This is a genomic window from Alloalcanivorax balearicus MACL04 (genome assembly GCF_025532145.1).
Lineage (GTDB): Bacteria > Pseudomonadota > Gammaproteobacteria > Pseudomonadales > Alcanivoracaceae > Alloalcanivorax > Alloalcanivorax balearicus.
Map to the genome: position 1 here is coordinate 82598 of NZ_ARXS01000013.1, position 15323 is coordinate 97920.

The 15323-nt window shown below is 59.9% G+C and carries 17 protein-coding genes; 4 read left to right on the top strand and 13 right to left on the bottom strand.

All coding sequences use genetic code 11. The annotated features are described in order from the left end of the window. Positions 1-9 precede the first annotated feature (9 nt). Positions 10-2229, bottom strand: coding sequence for an OsmC domain/YcaO domain-containing protein (locus MA04_RS12485; protein WP_262460753.1), 2220 nt, complete (start codon positions 2227-2229; stop codon positions 10-12). A 174-nt stretch (positions 2230-2403) separates the two neighbouring features. On the opposite strand from MA04_RS12485, the gene MA04_RS12490 reads away from it, so the two are divergent. The 4 genes from MA04_RS12490 to MA04_RS12505 all read left to right on the top strand — a co-directional run bounded on the left by MA04_RS12490 (position 2404) and on the right by MA04_RS12505 (position 7544). Then, the gene (locus MA04_RS12490) at positions 2404-2967 is read left to right on the top strand and encodes a sigma-70 family RNA polymerase sigma factor (RefSeq protein WP_262460755.1); all 564 of its coding nucleotides are present in this window, start codon (positions 2404-2406) and stop codon (positions 2965-2967) included. After that, complete coding sequence (locus MA04_RS12495; RefSeq protein WP_262460757.1) at positions 2955-3869, top strand: FecR family protein; 915 nt, start codon at positions 2955-2957, stop codon at positions 3867-3869. The genes MA04_RS12490 and MA04_RS12495 overlap by 13 nt, the downstream gene beginning before the upstream one ends. Positions 3870-4030: 161 nt before the next feature. Beyond that, positions 4031-6328: a TonB-dependent siderophore receptor gene (locus tag MA04_RS12500; RefSeq protein ID WP_262460759.1), complete on the top strand. Its 2298-nt coding sequence runs from the start codon at positions 4031-4033 to the stop codon at positions 6326-6328. A gap of 13 nt (positions 6329-6341) precedes the next feature. Continuing rightward, positions 6342-7544 (top strand): PepSY-associated TM helix domain-containing protein, encoded by a 1203-nt coding sequence (locus MA04_RS12505; protein WP_262460760.1) that lies wholly within the window; start codon positions 6342-6344, stop codon positions 7542-7544. Between the two features lie 22 nt (positions 7545-7566). Here MA04_RS12505 and MA04_RS12510 read toward each other — a convergent pair whose 3' ends face one another. The 12 genes from MA04_RS12510 to MA04_RS12565 form a co-directional block, all read right to left on the bottom strand. Next, positions 7567-8019 carry a GFA family protein gene (locus MA04_RS12510; RefSeq protein WP_262460762.1) on the bottom strand — a complete coding sequence of 151 codons (453 nt, stop codon included), beginning with the start codon at positions 8017-8019 and terminating at the stop codon, positions 7567-7569. A gap of 48 nt (positions 8020-8067) precedes the next feature. Then, on the bottom strand, positions 8068-10395 hold the full coding sequence (locus tag MA04_RS12515) for an FdhF/YdeP family oxidoreductase (protein ID WP_262460763.1): 2328 nt from the start codon (positions 10393-10395) through the stop codon (positions 8068-8070). Between the two features lie 240 nt (positions 10396-10635). Next, positions 10636-11142, bottom strand: coding sequence for a GNAT family N-acetyltransferase (locus MA04_RS12520; RefSeq protein ID WP_262460764.1), 507 nt, complete (start codon positions 11140-11142; stop codon positions 10636-10638). A gap of 78 nt (positions 11143-11220) precedes the next feature. Continuing rightward, the gene (locus MA04_RS12525; RefSeq protein WP_081586811.1) at positions 11221-11634 is read right to left on the bottom strand and encodes a GFA family protein; all 414 of its coding nucleotides are present in this window, start codon (positions 11632-11634) and stop codon (positions 11221-11223) included. 70 nt (positions 11635-11704) lie between these two features. Continuing rightward, positions 11705-11935, bottom strand: a complete 231-nt coding sequence (locus tag MA04_RS12530; protein WP_022997010.1) for a hypothetical protein — start codon at positions 11933-11935, stop codon at positions 11705-11707. 17 nt (positions 11936-11952) lie between these two features. Further along, a complete protein-coding gene (locus MA04_RS12535) occupies positions 11953-12597 on the bottom strand; it encodes an Imm26 family immunity protein (protein ID WP_022997011.1) in 645 nt (214 codons plus the stop codon). A gap of 33 nt (positions 12598-12630) precedes the next feature. Then, positions 12631-13125, bottom strand: a complete 495-nt coding sequence (locus MA04_RS12540) for a metal-dependent hydrolase (protein WP_262460767.1) — start codon at positions 13123-13125, stop codon at positions 12631-12633. Between the two features lie 76 nt (positions 13126-13201). Further along, entirely contained in the window at positions 13202-13450 is a 249-nt protein-coding gene (locus MA04_RS12545) for a hypothetical protein (RefSeq protein ID WP_262460768.1), read from the bottom strand. A 12-nt stretch (positions 13451-13462) separates the two neighbouring features. Then, on the bottom strand, positions 13463-13870 hold the full coding sequence (locus MA04_RS12550) for a VOC family protein (RefSeq protein ID WP_262460769.1): 408 nt from the start codon (positions 13868-13870) through the stop codon (positions 13463-13465). After that, a complete protein-coding gene (locus MA04_RS12555; protein ID WP_262460770.1) occupies positions 13867-14358 on the bottom strand; it encodes a helix-turn-helix domain-containing protein in 492 nt (163 codons plus the stop codon). Before MA04_RS12555 ends, MA04_RS12550 begins: the two co-directional genes overlap by 4 nt. Positions 14359-14394: 36 nt before the next feature. Continuing rightward, positions 14395-14811: an acyl-CoA thioesterase gene (locus MA04_RS12560; protein WP_262460772.1), complete on the bottom strand. Its 417-nt coding sequence runs from the start codon at positions 14809-14811 to the stop codon at positions 14395-14397. Positions 14812-14896: 85 nt separating this feature from the next. Further along, positions 14897-15298, bottom strand: coding sequence for a hypothetical protein (locus tag MA04_RS12565; RefSeq protein ID WP_262460774.1), 402 nt, complete (start codon positions 15296-15298; stop codon positions 14897-14899). Positions 15299-15323 lie beyond the last annotated feature (25 nt).

Genomic DNA, 15323 nt, shown 5'->3' on the forward strand with positions numbered 1-15323 from the left:
ACCACACGATCAAGATGAGGCCTTCGACAGCGTGCTCTCCCATCTGGCCGCCCGCGCCGCATGCAGCTTTTTATAGCTCTCGATCAGGCGCAGGTGTTTGTCCAGGCCATCCAGCTGCATGTTGGTGGGCGTCAAACCAGGGAAGCGGACGGAACCATCCACGGCGCCGACCACGCTACTCATGGTGTCCTCACCATACATACGCCGCAGGCTCACCAGGTAATCGTTCAATTCCAGTTCCTCGTCCAGAGTAATCTCCAGCACGGCGCTGACCGCACGATAGAACAGATTACGCTCCACGGTATTGTCGTTGTACTGCAGGAAGGCCTCCACCCGCTCCAGGGCATCCTCGTGCTGTCCCAGGGCCAGACTGATCAGCAACTTCAGCTCCAGAACCGTGAGCTGACCCCAGACGGTGTTTTCATCGAACTCGATGCCGATCAGGGTGATGATGTCGGTGTAGTCATCAATCTGACTTTCTTCCAAGCGCCACACCAGATCGGCCAGTTGATCGTCATTCAGGCTATGCAGATTCAGGATATCTTCCCGATAGTCCAGGGCCTTGTTGGTATTGTCCCAGATCAAATCATCCACCGGGTAGACCTCGGAGTAACCGGGTACCAGAATCCGGCAAACCGGCGCGCCCAGGTCTTCGTACACCGCCGTGTACACTTCATGACCCATATCTTCGAGAATCCGGAACAGGCCAGTCGCCTCCTCTTCATTATTGTTTGAAGAGCTGCCGGAAAAGTCCCATTCGTGGAAGTCGTAATCGGCCTTGGCGCTGAAGAAGCGCCAGGACACCACCCCGGTGGAATCGATGAAGTGCTCCACGTAGTTATTGGGTTCGGTTACCGCCAGGCTGGTAAACGTGGGCGGCGGCACATCGTTCAGTCCTTCGAAGCTGCGACCTTGGAGCAATTCGGTAAGACTGCGCTCCAGCGCCACCGCCATGCTCGGATGCGCACCGAAAGAAACGAACACGCCGCCAGTGCGTGGATTCATCAGCGCCACGCAGGCCACCGGGAATTGGCCGCCCAGGGAAGCGTCCTTGACCAGCACCGGGAAGCCCTGGGCTTCCAGCGCCTCGACGCCCTCCACCAGATTCGGGTATTTCGCCAGCACCGCCGGCGGCACGTCCGGCAGCGCCAGCTCTTCCTCGATGATGTGTTTCTTCACCGCCCGCTCGAAGATCTCCGACAAACACTGCACCTGCGCTTCGGGCAGGGTATTGCCGGCGCTCATGCCGTTACTGAGAAACAGATTCTCGATCAGATTGGAGGGGAACCAGACCGTCCCGCCGTCCGAACGGCGCTGAAACGGCAGCGAACAAATTCCCCGCTCCACCTTGCCGGAATTGGTATCAATCAGATTGGAGCCGCGCAGCTCACCCTCGGGGTCATAGATGGCCAGGCAGTGTTCATCCAGAATGCCTTCGGGCAGTTCGTCATCAGGCCCGGGCTGGAACCAGCGCTCGTTCGGATAATGCACGAAGGCGCTGTTGGCGATCTCCTCACCGAAGAACTGATCATTGTAGAAAAAGTTGCAGTTCAGCCGCTCGATGAACTCCCCCAGCGCCGAGCACAACGCGCTCTCCTTGGTGGCGCCCTTGCCGTTGGTGAAACACATCGGCGAGGCCGCGTCACGGATGTGCAGCGACCACACATGAGGCACGATATTGCGCCACGATGCGATCTCGATCTTCATGCCCAGCGTCTCGAGGATGCCGGTCATGGTGGCGATGGTTTCCTCCAATGGCCGGTCCTTGCCCTCGATATAAGTGCGCGCCTCCCCTTCGGGCGCGCCCATCAGCAACGCCTGGGCGTCCTCGTCCAGATTCTCCACCGTCTCGATCTGGAACTCCGGCCCGGTCTGTACCACCTTCTTCACCGTGCAACGGTCGATGGAGCGCAGAATGCCCTGCCGGTCCTTGTCGGAGATGTCTTCCGGCAGCTCCACCTGAATGCGGAAGATCTGGTTGTAGCGGTTCTCGGGGTCGACGATGTTGTTCTGCGACAGCCGGATATTGTCCGTGGGGATATCCCGTGCCTTGCAGTACACCTTCACGAAGTAAGCCGCGCACAGTGCCGACGACGCCAGGAAATAGTCGAACGGGCTCGGCGCCGAGCCGTCGCCCTTGTAGCGGATCGGCTGATCGGTGACGACGGTGAAGTCATCGAACTTGGCTTCCAGGCGGAGGTTGTCGAGGAAGTTGACCTTGATTTCCATGGGGAGAGTCCGGGTTGGAGAGTTTGGCGCGCAGGGGTTTGGCTGGGCGCCATTATCCTGATTTTGCAAGGGTTCGTCTTGGCGGGCTCGAGGGTGTGCAAAAGCACGCCGGTTGCAGCCGTTTTGCCTTTAATTGATAATCACTCTCAACTTATAGGCGCAGTATCGGAACGCATGACCGGGACAGCCACCAACCCACAGCCCCTGCCTCCTCGTTCCCAAGGCGAGATCGGCGCTTTGTATGAGGCGCACCATGGCTGGCTGACCCATTGGCTGCACCGGCGCCTGCGCTGCCCCCAGGACGCCGCGGATCTGAGCCACGATACTTTTTTGCGCCTGATTCTCGGCGATCAACCCTTGGAAGCACTGCGCGACCCCCGTGCTTATCTCCTGGTCATTGCCAGCCGCCTGCTGATCAACCGCCACCACCGCAAACAGGTGGAGGAGGAAGCCCTGCGCCAGGTCGCCACCTTGCTGGAAACCCGGAACAACCTGGGCCCGGCGGAGATCGCGGCGGCCCGGGATCTGTTGGTCAGTGTCCTCAAGCTGCTGGTCGACGAGTTACCCGAAAAGCCCCGCCGCGCCTTCCTTATGGCGCGCCTTGAAGGGCTCAGTTACCGGCAGATCGGACGCCGGCTGTCGGTCTCTGAAAGCAGCGTCAAACAGTACCTGGCCCGGGCGCTGGCCCATTGCCACGCCCGGCTCTATGACAGCCTGGACACACCGTGTCGGACCTGAACCGTATTCGCCAGCAAGCCGCCGAATGGGTGGTGGCCCTGCAGGAGGCCGGGGCCGATGAGCGCGCGCGGCTGCAGGCGGAGTGCGAAATCTGGCAGGCGGAGGATCCACGGCGACGCCAGGTGCTCGAGCAGATCCAGCGAATGTGGCAGGCCTCCGAACCGACCCTCGAACGACGCCGCAAACGCCGGCGTCAACTGACCGGCCTGGGCTCGCTGCTACTGCTGGCCTGGTTCGGCACCCAGCTTCCCTGGGCCTATTGGAGCGCGGACTACCGCACCGCCGCCGGCGAGATCCGTGCCGTGCCCCTGCCAGACGGCAGCCAGGTAGTGCTTAACAGCAATAGCGCCATCGATTTGGACTACACCGAAAGGGCTCGCACCGTGAAACTGGTGCGCGGCGAACTGCTCGCCACCGTGGCCAAGGGCCCGGATGCACCTTTCCAGGTAGAGACGCGGGACATCAGCGCCACGGCTCTGGGCACGCAATACACCGTGAAACTGGCGGACACCTACAGCCGGGTGGCGGTGCAGGAATCCACCGTGGCCGTTACCGCCCATGACAGCGGCGACACCTTCCGTCTGGCTTCCGGGCAACAAGCCGACCTGAACCGCGCTGGATTGATCACCCGAAGCGCCGCCCCCACCCATCGACCGGATTGGGCGAACGGTCAACTGGTCTTCAACAACACCCCCCTGCCGCGTGTGATCGAGCGTCTGCGCCACCATCGTACCGGCATGCTGGTGCTGGACGAGACTCTGGCCGCCAGCCAGCGCCCTCCCCACTTTACCGGCGTGCTGCCCGCCGACGACAGCGACGCGGCCCTGGCACTACTGAGCGACGCCCTGAACCTGAAGGTAAAACACTTCACACCCTGGTACGTGACCTTGAGCCAGAAATAAAAAATTGCCGGGAGCGACTCTTAACGTCGCCTCAGCGACGGTCCGAAGGGTGGCCGCCATGGACGGCGGCCATAAAAAGAATAGCTGTTTGCACTGCCCGATTGGCTTCCTGCTTTGTCTTTATCAGTAAAGACACCGCGAAAATAACGCTGGAGCCAATAATGATCCTGAAGACCGGAACGACATCCCCCAAGGCGCTGCTGCTGCTCGGCTTGCTGGCCCCCTTGCTGCTCACTCATCCAGGCACCGCGCGGGCCCAACCGTCGCTCTCCATCCATTTGCCCGCCCAGCCAATGGATCAGGCGATCATCGAGCTGGCGCGCCAGACCGGCCTGTCCATCGGCGGCGACGCCTCCCTGCTTCAGGGCAAACAGGCTCCCGCGCTCAGTGGTGAGTACACTCCGGAAGAGGCGTTGCATGCGCTGCTGGCCGGCAGCGGCGTCACCGTGACTCGCGGTGCCAGCGGCTACAAACTGGAAAGAATCCCCCAGCAAGAAAATACGCTGGAAGCGGTGTCCGTCTACGGCCGCCAGAGAAACGACACCGTGGCGGCCATCCCGCAGAGCGTGAACGTTTACAACCGGGAAAACTTCGAGCTGGCGGGGGCCCAGACCGTGGGCGAAGTCATCCGCCTTACCCCCAGCGCCAACCGCTCGGGATCAGGCCGGGATATGTTCGCCGATGACTTCCTGATCCGCGGCTTCAACGCCGAGCAATCCGTCAACGGCCTGGGCTTCCGGCAGACCGACCACCCCACCGACCTCGCCAACGTGGAGCGCCTGGAAGTACTGAAGGGGCCGGCCTCGGTCCTCTACGGCCAAATGGAGCCGGGCGGCACCATCAACGTGGTGACCAAACAACCGCTGTCTTACTACCAGGCGGAAGCCACAGCGGAATACGGCAGCTACGACTACCACCGCACTACCCTGGACGTGACCGGCCCGCTCAACGACCGGGTGCGGGCCCGTCTCAACCTGGCCCACCAGGACAGCCACGCCTCCATGGACTACTGGGGCTACGAGCGCCTGTTCGTGGCGCCCAACGTCACCGTGGACCTCACCGACACCACCAACCTGACCGTGGAAGGCAGCTACTCCGCCAACGAATGGACCGCCCTGCCCGGCGGCGCCCCGGCGGAAGGCGCCATCGAGCCCAACCCCAACGGCGACTACAGCGACGACTTCAACATCGCCTGGAAAGACGCCACCACCGAGCGGGATTCCATTTATCTGAACACCCGGCTCGTTCAGGCCATCACCGACACCATCGACGCCCGCCTGAGCTACGCCTACACTCGCAACAGCGCCAACTGGAAGGAATACTCCCCGTTCGGCCTGGGCGCGGACTTCCGCACCCTCGACCGCATCATCTTCGCCAGCGACGACGCCAAGCAAACCGACCACGAGGTGATCCTCGACCTGAGCGGCGAAGCCACCCTGGCCGGCATGACCCACCGCTTTATCGCTGGCGTGAACTACCGGGAATCCGACAGCACCCGCCCCACCCAGGTGTTCCTGATCGACCCCATCGACCTGTACGAACCGGTCCATGGCCCCATGGACCTGAGCACCAAAGCCCGCGACCGCGGCTTCACCCAGACCGACCGCATCCTCGCCGGCTTCGTCCAGGACCGCATTTCCTTCGCCGAGAAATGGCACCTGCTCACCGGTCTGCGCTACACCGACGCGGAGCAATCCCAGAAAACCACCGACTTCATGAACAGCAACGCCGTCACCCGCGCCGAGCTCGGTGAAACCGCCTGGACCACCCAGCTCGGCCTGGTCTACGACCTCACTGACAGCACCTCGCTCTACACCAGCCGCAACGAAGCCTTCGTGCCACAGCAAGGCACCACCTCTGGCCGCCAACCCCTGGACGCGGAAGAAAGCGTGCAATACGAAGTGGGCGTGCGCGTCAACGCCGGCCGCCTCAACATCAACGCAGCCGGCTTCATCATCGAAAAAGACAACATGCCCATCAGCGACCCGCTCAACGCCGGCTTCCTGGTGGCCCAGGGCCACGCCCGCTCCCAGGGCGCCGAGCTCACCGTGGACGGCTACGCCACCAGCAACCTCTACCTGAGCGCCGGCTACGGCTACACCGACACCGAAGTGCTGCGCACCGACGACGCCACCCTGGAAGGCAACCGCTTCGTCAACGTGCCCCTGCACACCGCCGCCCTGCAAAGCCGCTACTACCTCAACGCCGTCACCGGCCTGAGCCTGGGCGGCACTGTCGCCTACGTGGACGAACGCCCCGCCAACGCGGACAACAGCGTCACACTGCCCGCCTACACCCGCGTGGACCTGGGCGCCTACTACGCCGTCACCGACGCCCTGCAACTGGACCTACTATTCAACAACGTCACCGACGAGGAGATCTTCTCCCCCGGCTCGTTCGACGGCGTGATCCGCGAAGAGGGCCGTACTTACCTGGCGCGCGTGAAGTACCTGTTCTAATGGGCCTTATTCAATGAAAATGCGGCAGCGGTTCGTTGTCCTGCACCGCTACGTCGGGCTGGTGATGGCGGGCTTCCTGATCATCGCCGGCCTGACCGGCGCGCTATTGGTGTGGTATTACGAACTCGACGCCCTGATCAACCCGGACCTGCTCCGTGTCGAACCGCCGCACGCGCATAGCGAACCGCTCTCGCCTTTCGTCCTACGGGAGAAGGTCGATGCCGCCTTTCCCAGCGCAACGGTAAACTGGATGATGCTGGCGCCACCGGATGCCCACAGCCCGGTACGCTTCTTCATCGCCCCGGAGCCCGGTGCGGCCGCTCTCCCCATGGACGAAGTGTTCGTCGACCCATACAGCGGCGACATACTGGGAGGCCGCCTGTGGGGTGACATCACCGAGGGCACCACCAACCTGATGCCGTTCGTCCATCGCCTGCATCACTCACTGGCGCTGGGCACCCTCGGCACCTGGGCTTTCGGCATTGTCAGTCTGTTGTGGATCCTGGACTGCTTCATCGGTGCCTGGCTCACCTTCCCGCCCCGGCAAAGCCGTAACGGCCCACCGCGCCCTCGCCGTTTCTGGAAGCGCTGGGCCCGGGCCTGGAAAATTCGCTGGCGCGCCGGCGGCCACAAACGCCACTTCGATCTCCATCGTGCCGGCGGCCTGTGGCCCTGGGCTCTGCTGCTGGTGTTCGCCTGGAGCAGCGTGGCCATGAACCTCTATGCGGAGGTCTATCGCCCCACCACCGAGATGTTCCTGGCTTTCCAGGAAGACCCGCTGGCGGATGTACCCGCACAGGAATCCCCATCCCGCCATCCACACATCGGCTGGGAGCAGGGTTTCCAAATCGCGAAGCAAAGGTTAGAAACGTTGGCGTCAAACCAGGGCTTTTCCGTCAAGGCGGTGGAACGCTTCGCCTATTACCCACACAAAAACGCACTCAAACTCATGGCCCGCACCGGCAGCGACGTCAATCAGCGCTTTGGCGAAACCTGGGTCTACGTGGACGCCACCACCGGCGCGCTCATCGGCTACTACCTGCCAACCGGTGAAGCCTCGGGCGACACCCTCACCACCTGGCTGACGACACTGCACATCGCCGCTCTGGGCGGGCTGCCCTATCGGATAGTGGTTACGTTACTCGGTCTGGTGGTTGTGGTGCTCAGCGTCACCGGAGTGATGATCTGGTGGAGAAAACGGAAGGCGCGGCGGTAGACGGAAAAGCCCCCTTTCTTACTCAGCTTTGTTCAGCATATTCCCTGATCAGCTTTTCATAAGCTTCAAAAGGCGGAAACTGCTCATAGCTGTGTTTGGCTGGTGTCGACACCCAAGGCAGCTTTTCGCTGGTAAAAGTCTCAATGAAAGGCTGACTCCAAACAGGTTGATCAAGTATCCCCGGGCGGATATTCACAAACTCTTCGATCCCCTCGGGCCGGGTAAACATCCAGCTCATGCAATGCGGACAAAAATAATGACGGGATGCGCCGTGCAACCCCCCAATCACCGGCTCGCCTTTTATCACCGAGAAACCCGGGCTGGGGATGGCGGCACTTAACGAGTAGGCACCGGCACTCATCTTCTGACACCCGGTACAGTGGCAGGCCATGGTAAGCAATGGCTGAGCTTCGATGCGCACCCTGACCTGGCCACATCGACAACTACCCTCAATTGGCAACACCTTTCCCGTCATACTCCTCTCCTGCTAATTTCCTGTGATACCTGCCCCTCGAGTCGCCTTCTAGGCGATCCGCGCCGGGGCGCTGCTTTTCTCCAAGCGGATGGCGATCAGCTTGGAGGTGGGTGTAAAGCTGCCGTCGCCATAGCTGTCCATGGGCACCAGCGGATTGGTTTCCGGGTAATAAGCGGCGGCCTGGCCGGCGGGGACATCGTACTCCAGCAGCGTGAAATCGCTGACCCGCCGTTCCTCGCCGTCACGCCATAGAGAAACAACATCGACCTTGTCGCCATGCTGGAATCCCAGACGTTCGAGATCGGCACGATTGACGAACACCACCTTGCGGCCGCCGTGCACGCCCCGGTAACGGTCATGCAGGCCGTAAATGGTGGTGTTGTACTGGTCATGGGAGCGTAGCGTTTGCAGCACCAGATCCGGTTTGGCGCCAGAAGCCAGCGTCTCCGCATCCACCAGAGTGGCCGGTAATGCATGGCTGACCAATTGGGCACGGCCGGATTCCGTGTGCCATTGGCGGTCGCGGACGGGGTTGCCCAGATAGAAGCCGCCCGGCGTCTTGAGCCGCGCGTTGAAGTCGTCAAAACCGGGAATGGTGTCCTGGATCAGATCACGAATACGGTCGTAATTCTCCACCAGGGCACGCCAATCCACCGGTGTTTTGCCCAGCGTGGCTTCGGCGATCCCGGCTATGATCGCCGGCTCGGACCGCATCTGCTTCGACAAAGGCCGCAGCTGCCCATGGGACAGGTGCACCATGCTGAACGAGTCCTCCACGGTGACGCCCTGCGGGCCGTCCGCTTGCTCATCAATGTCGGTGCGCCCAAGACATGGCAGGATCAACGCCTCGTTGCCGCATATCAGATGGCTGCGGTTCAGCTTGGTACTGATCTGAACAGTCAGTTCGCAGCTCCCCAGCGCCTCATGCGTGCGCGCCGTGTCCGGCGTGGCCTGGGCGAAATTGCCACCCAGCGCCAGAAACACCTTGATCTTGCCCGCCACCATCGCCTGCAGCGTGGTGATCACGTTGTATCCGGGCTCACGCGGCGGTGTAAAACCGAACCGTTTTTCCAGGGCGTCGAGCAAGGCCGCTGGCGGCTCGTCGGCAATGCCCACGGTACGATCCCCTTGCACATTGGAATGGCCGCGCACCGGACACAGTCCGGCGCCCTCGCCGAACTGGCCACGCAGCAATTGCAGATTGGCGATCTCCTGGACGGTGGCCACTGAATGCTTGTGCTGGGTAATGCCCATGGCCCAGCAGATAATCACCCTTTTACTGTCGCGATGAATGCGCGCGGCCTGTTCCAGAATGTCACGGCTGATCCCCGATTGAGCCTCGATCTGCTCCCAGCTGGTGGCGTCCACCATCGCCAGGTATTGCTCCATGCCGTCGGTGTGTTGGGCAATGAAGTCATGATCAAACACTGCTTCGCCGCCGCTGGCCAGGGCTTCCCGGTCCCACTGCAGCAACCACTTCACCATGCCTCGCACCGCCGCCATGTCACCGCCCAGAGCCGGGCGGAAGTACGCGGTGTTCAGTGGTGAAGAGGTCTGAGTCAGCATTTCCAGCGGATCCTGGGGCGCCTGGAACCGCTCCAGCCCCCGCTCTTTCAGCGGGTTGAACACCGCCACCTGGGCACCACGTTTCACCGCATCGCGGATCGGCTCGAGCATACGCGGATGATTGGTGCCCGGGTTCTGGCCAAACAGGAACAACGCGTCGGCTTTATCGAAATCAGCGAAGGTGACGGTGCCCTTGCCGGTACCAATACTTTCGATCAAGGCCACGCCGCTGGCCTCGTGGCACATATTCGAGCAATCCGGGAAGTTATTGGTACCAAACGCACGCACGAACAACTGATACAAATAGGCCGCCTCGTTACTGGCACGCCCGGAGGTATAGAAGCTGGCCTGGTTGGGGCTTTCCAGACCGTTGAGATGGCGCGCGATCAACGCGAAGGCGTCCTCCCAACCCATCGGTTTGTAGTGGTCGGTCCGCCGGTCATACACCATCGGCTCGGTGATCCGGCCCTGGAACTCCAGCCAGTAGTCATCCTGTTGCAACAATTCGGTAACGCTGTATTTCTCGAAAAAGGCGGCATCCACGCGACGGCTGGTGGCTTCCCAGTTAACCGCCTTGGCGCCGTTCTCACAGAACTTGATCATGCCGCTTTCGGGGGATTCGCCCCAGGCGCAGCCCGGACAATCGAAACCGTTGCTTTGGTTGGTCTTGACCATGGCATAGAGGTTCTTGAACGGCTGCTTGCTCTCGAACCAATGGTCGGTGACGGCACGCAGGGCGCCCCAACCCGCGGCCGGGCCCTTGTACGGCTTGAAGCGCAGACGGTCGGCGGGGGGAAGAGTGTCGCTCATGGTGCGTCTCCGATGTCCGGACGGGCCCAGGGGCTCCGTGACGGAGCTGATGGATCAGGTTGAAGCCGCTGTAGCGTCACCTCAGGGAAGAAGCGGCGGCAAGGCGAGGTTCAGGATAAGACGATTTGGAGAGTGGGGCAAAGTGGAGAAAGGAAGGGCCCGGCAGCCCTCTCCCCCAGGCATTCTGTCAATTCCCGGGAGACACCATGAACCAGAGAATCAATCCCCTTTATTGAGTGGTTAGCCCTGGGCATTGAAAGCCGCATGATAGTCAACCACCCCACGCGGCAACGATGGCCCCAATGGCAGCACCTGAAAGTACTCAGCGGGAACGTCGGGCAGAATCAGGCCCGCCTCCGGCTTGAAGCCAAAACGGGAGTAGTAAGCCGGATCCCCGAGGAGCACACAGCCCGCCGCATCAATCTCCTTCAGCGCATTCAACGCCGCCTTCATAAGCGCACTGCCAATACCGCGTCCCTGGCGCTCCGGGCTGACCGAGATGGGCCCCAGCCCATACCACCCCGAAGCGCCATCCGAAATTGAAACCGGTGATAGCGACACCTGGCCGATCACCCTGCCCATCTCCACCGCCACCAACGATACGGTGAGAGCTCCCGCCTCTCGCAAGGCGTCAACGATGAACTGCTCGGTATGATCCGTGTGCGGTGCATTCAGAAACGCAGCCGCCGTTACATCATGGATGGCCGCAATGTCGGACGCGGCTTCCGCTCGGATTTCGAAGTTCATTCAGAGATCCAGGTTCACCTTTGCCAATACAACCCTTGATACGACCTACAGTAATAGCGCCTGAACACACCGGCACAGCTAGATTTTTTTCCTGTCCGCGGGGTGATTGACACCGTCATTGGTTGGCACGCCCTCTATCTTCAACGGGTTAATGCCTTCCAGACAGGCGACATTGAAACCATACTGTGAAGGATTGGAGCGTCTTTGATGGTGAGTATAAATCCCGCAACGACCGCAAAAGAAATGCTTCGCCGTCATCGTGTTGAACTGATACAGCCTGAGAACATCGTCGCCTTTCAATATCCGGATACCAGACAGGGGCACCGAGGCCACTATCGCTCCCCTTCGTCGACATAGAGAGCAATCACACCTACGCACCTCAACCAGCCCGTCGGGGAGATCAAATTCAATCTCCACCGCTCCACAATGACATGTCGCCTTGTGTTTTGGCCGAATCGGCACACCATCCACTTCATGGAGGTTATCCATCATAGCTCAATCCTTACACCCCACTTTAGACAGCAATCAAATAGCCAGCCGGCAAAAGGCGGGCCTGTCCCTCTTATTTACCGGGACGCTCCATCGGCCAGATAGTCAGCCCCAAGAGGACCAACCCTCCCACAAAAACACCTTGTAACGCCGCGACCACAGGAACCATAAAAACCATAAGCACGGTATGCAAGGACGCTTCAAGCCTCACAAACGTCCACAGAAGAATAAACGGCACAAAGGTGACCGTCATGCCGACAAACCAGCCTCGCCAAATCGACTTGAAAAGATAGCCTTTATCCATAAGACACCACTCGCGATCTATTCATAAAGCCTGGAAAGATCAGCGCCATGCTCCAGCGCCAGCTGATAATAGCCCTTCCCCAGGTCCACTCCGACCATGGCGGCGACATCATGTAAAACCGAACCTTCGGAGAACCTCAAATCCGAACGTTCCAAGAAGCTCGCTGGCATGAAGTAGTCCTTACGGACAAGGTCATCCCGACCCATGTAGTGCAGAGCGTTGACGACTGCCTGAGAGTTAGTGGCATGGACGGTCTTCCTTATGTCGATACCTTTTTCTATGGGAATGCTGATTTCTCCGTATTCGAAGTAAAATCTCTCGGCATTGGTGATAACCATGGGAAATTCCACCGTCTTGGGATTGACTTCCCGATGATCCAAGTACCGCCAAGCGGGCTTGTAGAGTTTCTTATAAAACGAGCTCTTGAAAATGTAGAGCCCTGGGATCAGCACCTTCAGATGCGCCAGGTCCCTCGAGTCGATACGGCTGTATATCCCCTCGTAGACCTGTATGACGTAGCAGTCCTGAACGAAGTTGAAATTGCCGTAATTTCCTTCCTTGGCCTTTCTCTGCTCCGGATCAAACGTTATCCGCCCGACAATGAACTTGCCTCCGGCGAGTTCCAGACCAAAATAATCACCTACACGCAGCTTTTTACTCATGGCTCCACAACATCCCGGTCATACCCTTCCTTTTTATTTCCAATCAGAGCGCCATACAAGCAATGCCCAGACAGCAATAGCGATTTCCAGTGCGAACGACCAATGCAAAACGAAGTTCAGCCACCAGGGCTGATAAACAGCCGGGACCGTGAAAAGCGCATAGGGCTTGTCGATAAACGGCGCCAACCACCAGATATCGCCCACTATAGTGTCCAGCAACATATGGATAAAGCCGCTGATGAAAAAGATAAGCGCCAGGGCCGCTCCGGCTTTCTGGCGGGCCAGCTTGAACCACAGGCCAGCCAATAAAAGCAACGAGATCCACAGAATAGGATAGTGCGGCCAATAGGTGTGATGATGGCTTTGCCGGTTATCCACCAGATAGAAGTAAAACATGTCCAGGTCCGGAGCGATGGCGCCCAGAATACCCGCCAGAACAAAAGCGGTGGTGGCCACCCCCGTATCCGCGAATCGTCTGAAGAGTAACTTCGCTGACACATAACCCGCCGGCAAATGACCGATGAACATCTGGACCTCAACATTACGTAGTCCCGAACGATCTTACCGGCAACGGACAGCCGTGCAACGTCGCACCCGGACAAATTCACGCCTCACTGCCGCGCTCGCGCCATTTATGAATATAAGGAAGCGCGAACAGGTACAGCCCGGTGAGCAACATCAAGGCAAGTGGGAGTAACGGGGAGTAGGTAATCCAGGCCGGCGGCTCACCCCGCGCCATGGCGACAAAGTTGGCAACGACGGTCAGCGTGAAGAGGATGGAAAGCAAGCGATGGCATTGCCGGATCCTTCTACTGAATGAAGAGCTTCGCGGAGTATTTGGTAAAATGCTCATGCTTGCCCCTCCTCAACCCCGCGTCTGTATCATCTTCCAGCCATTGCCCGACGGATCGCGAAAACCGGCGTCCACGGTGCCGTAGCGGTCCACGGGCTCCTGCGTGAACTCCACGCCCAGGGCACGCATCCGCTCATAGGCGGCGCGGCAATCGTCCACCTCCAGTACCAGGGCCGGCATCGCGCCTTTGGCCACCATGGCGTGCAGCGCCTGCGCCGTTGCCTCATCGTGTACCGGCGGCCCCGGCAAGAGCAGCCCAAGCTGGAACGACAGCTGATCCGGGTGCTGCACGGTGAGCCAGCGATAATCACCATTGCGCACATCCGTGTGGACCTGAAATCCGAGCTTATCGACATAGAAAGCGAGCGCCTCATCCTGGTCTCGCACGTATATGCCGGCGACCTGAACGCCTTGAGTCATAGGACCTCCTTTGGTTGGGCCCCTTTTGTACCGTCAGCCAGACGGCGCCGCTTCTCCAAAACTGCGGTTCTGAGATCGGGCCGGTGGGCGGCTCCCAGGACGCAGGCGGGCACACTCTCGAGCCCGCGCCGAGCAGCCCTCTCCTGAACCCGAACCTCCCCAGGGCTCTTACCCGTGATATCGCGAAAGGTACGCCCGAACGTCCCCAGACTCCTCCAGCCAGTGCGGAAGGCGATATCGGTGATAGGCAGGTCGGTGTCCCGCAACAGCGCCGTCGCACGCTCAATACGCCGGGTCAGCAGGTAACGGTGCGGCGGAACGCCGAAGGCCTCCTTGAAGGATCTGGCAAAATGGGCCTCGGAGACACAACTCACACTCGCCAGACGGGAAACAGGCCAATCCTCGTTCGAGGCCGCATCCATCCGGTCCTTGGCACGCAGCAGGCGGCGTAGCAGTTCTGGATTCTGGCTGGTGGTGCTTTTATTCATATTCGCTCCATCCACGAAGCAAAGCGCTTGGGTTCCCTACCTATCAATCAAGTCCCGCTCCAAGGCCATTCGCAACTCGTCAGGCAGCAGAACCGGGCGCATGGTGTCAGGCGATACACAGACCTGCGTCAGGGAGGCGCGGAAGGTCTCGGTCTTCTCGGCGTTATGCGCGACGAACAGCAACGAGAAAGAATGGGCGCCGATCTCCTTGATCGACACCTCTATGTCGATCTTCTGATCCCAGGTCATCGGATGCAAGAACTCGATGGACAGCGCCCGGGCGGGAGGAAGAACACCCATTGAGAAGATGCGCCGCGCCGCGGGACCTTCAAGCAGGTGCGACAAGAACTCCAGCCCGGCTTCAACCACGAAATGGCTGACCCTGGGTGTGTAGACGACCCCGCCGGGATCGCAGTCTCCAAAAAGGATTGTGCGGCTGACTGTTAACGGCATGACTGGTCCTGCGATGGAGTATTGGGTAATGGTATCTGGCAAGGCAAAACCAAGGCCTGCCCCGCACATACTCGTAAATGATTGGCTAGAGCTCAACCTCGACATCCACGAACCCGGCGGCCTGAAGGACATCCATGACTTTGCCAACAATAGGATCCTGGGGAGTAGTCTTGTTTTTGCCGAGGATCTTCTGCATCAACGTGCGGTCCCGCTCAAGCATCACATGCCACTCGCCGTAGTTAAGACGACCTGAGTCCTCCTCCGAGTTACCCGCCACACACATGAGGTAGGAAATACCCTGGTACTCGGCCCGGTTGGCCCAGCCAAAGTCTTCCATACAGATAACCTCCGCATCAACGCCAGCCTCAGATAGCGCCACTACGAGCCATCTTGAGAAGTCCTCACCAAAACAGCAGTCGTTAATGAAATCTGATCCGACAACAGACAGATTGAAGCGGTCTGTTTTACAGGTGATATCTACAATCACGAAGCCCCCCAATTAGACCCTGACG